This window comes from Paenimyroides viscosum, from assembly GCF_003858535.1.
Lineage (GTDB): Bacteria > Bacteroidota > Bacteroidia > Flavobacteriales > Flavobacteriaceae > Flavobacterium > Flavobacterium viscosum.
Window position 1 is genome coordinate 1 of the sequence record NZ_RQTJ01000080.1, and the last position, 1467, is coordinate 1467.

Consider the following 1467-nt stretch of genomic DNA (forward strand, 5'->3'; position numbering starts at 1 on the left):
TGGACATGCCGTTAAATTTAATGGAGCACTAATACTTACATATTCGTAAAACTCTATGCGGACAGGTGTAGCTGTAAAATCACAATTTACATTAGGAACAAAAGCTTTTACACTGTAATCACCCGTTTCGGTAACTGTAAGAGTTGGTCCTGTTTGTCCGGGTATTTTTATGCCGTCTTTAAACCACTCAAAAGTAAATAACAATGGATCTAATCCTGCTTCTAAAATATAACTATCACCTACACACAAGCCGTTTCCATCACCTACTAAAACAGGATCCCCTAAATCTAAATTACCAATATTAAAACTTCCTCCTTCAATAAAAACAGCAGAATCTACACCTGAATCTCCTCTATCTTGAATAACCATTTTTATATGATACTTTGTAAAAGGAACAACAGGCGATTGAGCTGTCATTTTTACTGTTTGTCCATTAAAATTAATAGCATTAGTTGTACTACCTGCATTGTAGCTACCAAAAAATTGTTGATTAACAGAAGCGCAACCTGCATTATTAGCAGCATCTCGTATTGTTACAACAGAAATAGGATCGGTAGTATTAGGAACTAAAGCTAGATTAACAGTAGTATTAGAAACTGTATTTGTCAAAAAGAACGCAAATGCATCTGAAAAATCACATTGGAATGTACCATATTCTTCAGATGCAAAAATAAAATTAAAACTCATATCTGCCGTAAAGGGCACAAAATCAAACTCTAATATTGTTGCATTATGATACCTATCTGTATTACCCAACACATTGTTCATATAAGTAGTTAGCTGTACATCATGAGGCCATGAATCTTGAGTACCACTACTTGATCCTCCGTTTAAACCGCGTGGCCCTGGAACATCACTTGCTTTTCCAGTACTAAGTACAATACCATCAGCCATATCAAAAGCTGGATTGGTATTTTGAAAATAACCGATACCATTTGATTGATCTCCTGTTGGAAAACTATTTCCTGTTGACCAAGTTACATTAGTAATTTGAGCACAAGGCGTTTTAATTAAAACATCTTTTACTAACTGATCTGGAGTATAGGTTGAAGTATTAACACTTATAGGTTGACCAAACCCATAAAAGCCTATAAATATAAGAATTAACACAATATTATTTATTCTCTTTAAACGTTTTTCCCTTTTCATATAATAAAATAAATTGAAAGCAAGTATTTCCTCGCAATATACATCTAAAGATTTTAAATTTAATAAAATTTTATGAAAATTTTATTAACGAAAAAGAGGAAGCGATTGCTTCCTCCTTTTGTATTATTATCATTTAACAGGTGGTTATCGTTTTAACGAGAAATGGCCTGTTACTTCTTTATTTAATCCCGTTTTTGGATCTAAGTATTCTGCTTTAAACCAGTAGTCGGTTGATGGTAGTGGTTTGCCGTTGAAGGTTCCGTCCCATCCTGCCCCTGCAGGGCTTAATTGCTTGATTAGTTTTCCAAAGCGGTCAAA

The 1467-nt window shown here is 33.9% G+C and carries 2 protein-coding genes; both read right to left on the bottom strand.

From position 1 onward, the window contains the following. The coding region (locus EG242_RS14755; RefSeq protein ID WP_203227754.1) for a choice-of-anchor L domain-containing protein at window positions 1-1149 on the bottom strand (1149 nt) is incomplete at its 3' end. 144 nt (window positions 1150-1293) lie between these two features. Continuing rightward, the coding region (locus tag EG242_RS15280) for a T9SS type B sorting domain-containing protein (RefSeq protein ID WP_148090589.1) at window positions 1294-1467 on the bottom strand (174 nt) is incomplete at its 5' end.